Origin of the sequence: Pseudoxanthobacter sp., assembly GCF_036822375.1 — a bacterium.
In the GTDB taxonomy this organism is placed as follows: domain Bacteria; phylum Pseudomonadota; class Alphaproteobacteria; order Rhizobiales; family Segnochrobactraceae; genus Pseudoxanthobacter.
Genome location: NZ_DAISHT010000201.1, coordinates 1 through 6,032, shown reverse-complemented (window position 1 = coordinate 6,032; position 6,032 = coordinate 1). Strand labels below are relative to the sequence as shown.

Here is a 6,032-nt window from a genome sequence, read left to right as displayed (position 1 = left end):
GCCCCGATCATGACCGCCAGGGCAAAACGCAACTCGACAACACGCATCGCCGTTCCAATCCCTGGAAGACGCCGCAAAGCCCGTGCGGGCCGGCCGGCGTCCCTGCTGGCGGCAGCCGGTCGCCCGGCGGCCTCGCGCAGCATCGTCATCAGATGAACCGGAGAGCGGGCCACGCCGCGGCCGGCCGCGGCCACCTCAGGCCCGCCACCCGCCAGCGCACGAAGGGCACTGCCGCCCCATCGCCCGACCGCCGCAAGCACCGTGCGCACCGACGAAGGCCCGATGGCCTCCCACGCCCCCGCAAAGGAAGCGCCTTGCGCACAAACCACTCCGCCGCAAAGGGCGTTAAGGTCATCTTGCCGTGCGATCTCAGGGTTCATCGTCTCTCGGATTCCGGTGAACGGATGATTAGCGCCCCGAAAGGGGCTCCCGATCAGGTCGGGGGTCCGTTCCCCGGGGTGACCCGCCTCAATCGTTAACGAGCCTAGCGTTCACGCCCGTTTGTGGCTGAATGGGGGCATCCCCGCCTCGCGACGGGCGCCGCTCGCAGGCTCGTGAGCGACTGTTGCCATAGCATCACAGACTCGGGGCCGAATGGCGGCCAAAACCCGACGACAGCCCGGCTTCTCTGCGGTTTCCGGCCCCGTTCGCGGCCCGGCGACCTGCCCGGCGACTTGCCCGGCGGGCTGCCGCTCTCTAAAGACCGACAGACGAGGCCGGCGGATTCGCCCGGAACATGGCAGGAACAAAACCTGTTACCGCGGCCGATTCCATGGCACATTGCGACCGGCACCACTGCAACGCCGGCCGCCTTGACTGGCAACGACAGGGAACGATCGGAAGGCATGATGAGCGACGAGGACCTGTTCGCCGTCCCCCCGGCCGAAGGCGCCGGTAAGGAGACCCCGGCCCCTGCGCCCGAGCCCGGCCCGGCGGCCCGCGCCGCCCGCCGCAGCGCCGGCGCCGAGGCGGCCCGGCAGCGACAGGCCGCAGGCGAAGCCGGCTACACCGCCGCCGACATCGAGGTGCTGGAAGGGCTGGAGCCGGTGCGCCGCCGCCCCGGCATGTATATCGGCGGCACCGATGCCCGCGCCCTGCACCACCTGTTCGCCGAGGTGATCGACAACTCGATGGACGAGGCCGTGGCCGGCCATGCCTCGTGGATCGAGGTTTCGTTCAATGCCGACGGCTCGCTGACCGTCGCCGACAACGGCCGCGGCATTCCGGTCGATCCCCATCCGCGCTTTCCGGAAAAGTCGGCGCTGGAAGTGATCATGACGACGCTGCACGCCGGCGGCAAATTCGATTCCAAGGTCTACGAGACCTCCGGCGGCCTGCACGGGGTCGGCGTTTCGGTGGTCAACGCGCTTTCCGTCGAACTCGACGTGGAGGTGGCGCGCGGCCGCCGGCTTTATCGCCAGAGCTTCTCGCGCGGCCTGCCCGTCGGGCCGCTGCGCGAAATGGGCGAGGTGATGAACCGCCGCGGCACCGCGGTGCGCTTTCTGCCCGACCCGGAGATCTTCGGCACCGAACTGCATTTCCAGCCGGCGCGGCTGCTCGCCATGGCGCGTGCCAAGGCCTATCTGTTCGCCGGGGTGGAAATCCGCTGGCGCTGCGCGCCGGAGCGCATCGACCCGGCCAGCCCGGTGCCCGAAAACGCCACCTTCGTGTTTCCCGGCGGCCTCGCCGACTATCTGACCGAGCGGCTCGCCGGCACGGAAAAGGTGGTGGAGGCCACCTTCAGCGGCCGCACCGGGCGCACCGGCGGCCACGGCGGCGTTGAATGGGCGGTCGCCTTCATTCCCGATGACGGTTTCGTGCAGTCCTACTGCAACACCGTGCCGACGCCGGAAGGCGGCACCCATGAGCAGGGCCTGCGCACCGCGCTGATCAAGGGCATCAAGACCCACGCCGAGCGCACCCAGAACAAGCGCGCCGGCAACATCACCACCGAAGACGTCGGCAACACCATCGGCGCTCTGCTGTCGGTGTTCGTGCGCGAGCCGGAATTCGTCGGCCAGACCAAGGAGCGGCTGGCGACCGTCGATGCCGCCCGCATCGTGGAAGGGGCGGTGCGCGATGCCTTCGAGCACTGGCTGGTGGCCGATCCCCAGCGCGCCACCACGCTGATCGACGCCATCGCCGAGCGCGCCGAAGAGCGCATGCGGCGGCGGCAGGAAAAGGAAGTTGCCCGCCGCTCCGCCACGCGGCGGCTGCGGCTGCCGGGCAAGCTGGCCGACTGCACCATTTCGGCCGCCGGCGGCACCGAACTGTTCATCGTGGAGGGCGATTCGGCCGGCGGCTCCGCCAAGCAGGCCCGCAACCGCTCCAATCAGGCGGTGCTGCCGCTGCGCGGCAAGATTCTCAACGTCGCCAGCGCCGGGCGGGAGAAGCTCTCGGCCAACCAGCAGCTTTCCGACCTCATCACCGCGCTCGGCTGCGGCACCCGTTCATCCTACCGCGAAACGGATCTGCGCTACGAGCGGGTGATCGTGATGACCGACGCCGATGTCGACGGCGCCCACATCGCTTCGCTGCTGGTGACGTTCTTCTACCGCGAGATGCCGGAGCTGATCCGCAATGGCCACCTGTTCCTCGCCGCCCCGCCGCTCTACAGGCTGACGCAGGGGGCCAGGACGCTCTATGCCCGCGACGACGCGGAGCGCGAGCACATCATCGCCCGCGTATTCGACAAGCGCGGCAAGGTGGATGTCGGCCGCTTCAAGGGCCTCGGCGAGATGCTGCCGAACCAGTTGCGCGAGACCACCATGGACCCGCGCAGCCGCACCCTTCTGCGCGTTGCCGCCGACGCGGAAAACCCGGCCGAAACCGTCGCCGCCGTGGAACGCCTGATGGGCACCAGCGCGGAGGCGCGCTTCCGCTTCATTCAGGAACGCGCGCGCTTCGCGCACGATCTGGATATCTGAGGCCGGACGGCGGGCAGCGGCTCTCCCGCCCCTTGCCCGCCGCACGGACGCGGCGCATCCTCTGACGCGCCGGCGGCGGACCTGCCGGCGCGATGCCCCGTTCCGGAGCCTGTCGTCCCATGATTCTGATCGGCCAGTATGATTCCCCGTTCGTGCGCCGGGTTGGCGTCGCGCTGAGGCTCTACGGCATCGCCTTCGAGCACAAGCCGTGGTCGACCTTCTCCGATGCCGAGGCCATCGCCCGCTTCAACCCGCTGCGCCGGGTGCCCACGCTGGTGCTGGACGACGGCGAGGTGCTGATCGAATCCTCCGCCATCCTCGATCATCTCGACGACAGCGTCGGCCGCGATCAGGCGCTGATCGCCCGCCACGGGCTGGAGCGGCGGCAGGCGCTGAAGATCGCCGCCCTTTCCACCGGCCTTGCCGACAAGGCGGTCGCGCTGGTCTATGAGCGGGCCCTGCACGAGGCGACCTCGCCGCTGTGGATCGCCCGCTGCCAGACACAGGTCGGCGACGTGCTGGCGGCGCTGGAGGCGATCCGCGCCGCCCGCCCCGGCCCGTTCCTGTTCGGCCCGCGGCTGAACCACGCCGACGTGGCGCTGGCCTGCGCGCTGCGCTTTCTGAAAGAGGCCCACCCCGCGCTGTTCGATGCCGCGCGGCTGCCCGCGCTGGCCGCCCACAGCGCACGCTGCGAGGCGATGGAGGTGTTCCAGACCGTCTCGCAGGTTTTCATTCCGCCGGCGTGAGGCGGCTGCCGCTCAGCGGTTGCCCGGCTGGGGCAGATAGGGCTCCAGCGCATGGGCAAGGTTGGGCATCGGCATCGATTGCAGCAGCACGGTGCCGGGCCCGGTGAGGCGGGCCAGAAACAGCCCGTCGCCGCCGAAGATCATGTTGCGGATGCCCGGCACGGTGGTGATCTCGAAGCCGACGCCGTCGGTGAACATGCCGACGTGGCCGGGATGCACCAGCAGTTCCTGACCGGGGGCGAGATCGTAGATCACCACCTCGCCGCCGAGGGCGACCCACGCCGTTCCCTGCCCCTCCACCTTCTGCAGGATGAAGCCGTTACCGCCGAAGAGGCCGGCGCCAAGCGTCTGCTGGAAGCCGACGCCGACGCTGAGCCCCTCGGTGCCGCACAGAAAGCCGTGGCGGTGCAGGAAGACGGCTCCGCCGGTCAGCGGCACGGCGCGGATTTCGCCCGGAATTTTCGCGGCAAACGCCACCATGGCCGCGCCCTGCCCGGCCGAAAACTCGGTCATGAACAGCCCGCCGCCCCCCAGAACCCGGCTGAACACGCCCAGAAAGCCGCCGCCGCCGGCCGTGGCGGTGGTGGTGTTGAGGGCGATGTCGCCGGCCATCCACGACAACTGGTCGGACTCGGCGATGATGCGCTCGCCGGGCGCCAGCGTCAGTTCAAGGACCGGCATCGTGGTGCCGATGATCTTCGATTGCATGGGGGCCCTCCCTCCGGTTCTGCGGCTGCGGCGGGCAGCATAGCGCGGAACCGGCCGGGGCGCGCCCGTCAGTCCCAGTCGAGGCCGGCATCCTTGTCGGCGACCAGCCGCCCGTCCACCCACACCCGGCGCACGTTCACCCGCGTGGCGGAATAGAGGATGCGCTGGAAGATGTCCTGCGGCTCGTCGAGGTCGGGCCAGATCGTCAGGTCGCTGTCGGGGTGCGTCGTGTCGACGACGATGGCGTCGAAGGCATAGCCCGGCGCGATGACGCCGACCGGCAGGTCGAGGGCAATGCCGCCGCCGGCGGTGGCCAGCCAGAAGGCTTCGGCGATATCGACGGCCGCGTTCATCCGCCCGCGCGTGGCGGCCGGCAGGCGGGCATCGACGCCGTCGTTCAGCAGCCGCGAGGCGGCAACCGTGTGACGGGCGACGGAGAACAGCGAGGCATCCGGCCCGCCGGAAATATCGGTGCCGAGGCCGACGTTCACGCCCTTTTCCAGCGCATGGGCGAGCGGGAACACCGCGTTGGAAAAATAGGCGTTGGAGAGCGGGCAATGGGCGATGCCGGCGCCGCAGCCGGCAAGCGCCTCCATGTCGTCGTCGCAGATGAAGTTGCCGTGGGCGAGCACGGTGTGGCGGCCGAGCAGGCCGAACGCTTCCAGCGCGCGGGTGTCGGTGCGGCCGGTGCGGGCCAGCACGAAATCGTGCTCCCAGTCGCTTTCCGAAACATGGGACTGGATGTGGACGCCGCGCCGGGCGGCAAGTTCGCCAAGCCCCTTCAGCGCCGCATCCGTGCAGGCCGGAATGAAGCGCGGTGTCACGACCGGGCGCACGCGTCCGCCGCGGCCCGACAGCGCCTCGACATGGTCGATGAACGCCTCGGTCTCGGCAATGGCCACCTCCGGCGCGGCATCGCGATAGAAATCCGGGCACAGCGCCGGATCGTCCATCACCACCTTGCCGATCAGCGCGCGCTGGCCGCGGCTGTGGCAGAGTTCCGCCAGCAGCTTCGTCGCCTCAAGGTGCAGAGAGCCGAAATAGAGCGCGGTCGTGGTGCCGTTGGCGAGCAGGCTTTCCACGAGGCTTTCGTAGGCGCGCGCAGCAAAGCCGAGGTCGGCATAGCGCGCCTCAAGGGGAAAGGTCGCCTGCGCCAGCCACTGTTCCAGCGGCAGGTTCAGCGCCTTGCCGAGCTGCGGCCACTGCGGGGCGTGAACGTGCAGGTCCACCAGCCCCGGCAGCAGCACCTGCCCGGCGCGCAGCGTCACCAGCCGGCCGGCGGCAGCGGCGGCCGCCGCGCGCGGCGCGCGCTCCGCATCGGCGGCATCGACCACCGCCAGAATGCGGCCGTCGGCGCCGACCTCGACGAGGGCATCCTCGTAGATTTCGATGATGCCGCGCTCGGGCGTGTGCATCACGGTGCCGGCGAGGGAAAGCACCGGCTGCGCGGCGCCGGCATCCTGCATCCGGGGGGTGTCGCTCATGGTCGTCTCCATTCCGCAGGGCCGGCCGCACACGCCTCCTGCCGCGCCGGCGCGCGCAGGCGGGGCGGAACCGCCCCGGCCATCCGCGGGCACACTACCGGAGCGGGCCCGGCTGCGCATTGCGGCGCAGCCGCACGGGGCCAAGCAGCCGGCGCAGCCGCACGGGG

General features: G+C 70.4%; 5 protein-coding genes. 2 read left to right on the top strand and 3 right to left on the bottom strand.

The window, feature by feature from the left end; all coding sequences use genetic code 11:
- Window positions 1–380: hypothetical protein (locus tag V7067_RS14575; RefSeq protein WP_334176631.1), on the bottom strand; the 380-nt coding region annotated here is incomplete at its 3' end.
- A gap of 465 nt (window positions 381–845) precedes the next feature.
- Here V7067_RS14575 and parE point away from each other — a divergent pair.
- On the top strand, window positions 846–2,927 hold the full coding sequence (gene parE / locus V7067_RS14570) for a DNA topoisomerase IV subunit B (protein WP_334176630.1): 2,082 nt from the start codon (window positions 846–848) through the stop codon (window positions 2,925–2,927).
- Window positions 2,928–3,046: 119 nt separating this feature from the next.
- On the top strand, window positions 3,047–3,673 hold the full coding sequence (locus tag V7067_RS14565) for a glutathione S-transferase family protein (protein ID WP_334176629.1): 627 nt from the start codon (window positions 3,047–3,049) through the stop codon (window positions 3,671–3,673).
- 12 nt (window positions 3,674–3,685) lie between these two features.
- Here V7067_RS14565 and V7067_RS14560 read toward each other — a convergent pair whose 3' ends face one another.
- Both V7067_RS14560 and guaD read right to left on the bottom strand, forming a co-directional pair.
- Window positions 3,686–4,381, bottom strand: coding sequence for a TIGR00266 family protein (locus V7067_RS14560; protein WP_334176628.1), 696 nt, complete (start codon window positions 4,379–4,381; stop codon window positions 3,686–3,688).
- A gap of 68 nt (window positions 4,382–4,449) precedes the next feature.
- Window positions 4,450–5,865 (bottom strand): guanine deaminase, encoded by a 1,416-nt coding sequence (gene guaD, locus V7067_RS14555; protein WP_334176627.1) that lies wholly within the window; start codon window positions 5,863–5,865, stop codon window positions 4,450–4,452.
- Between the last annotated feature and the right edge of the window lie 167 nt (window positions 5,866–6,032).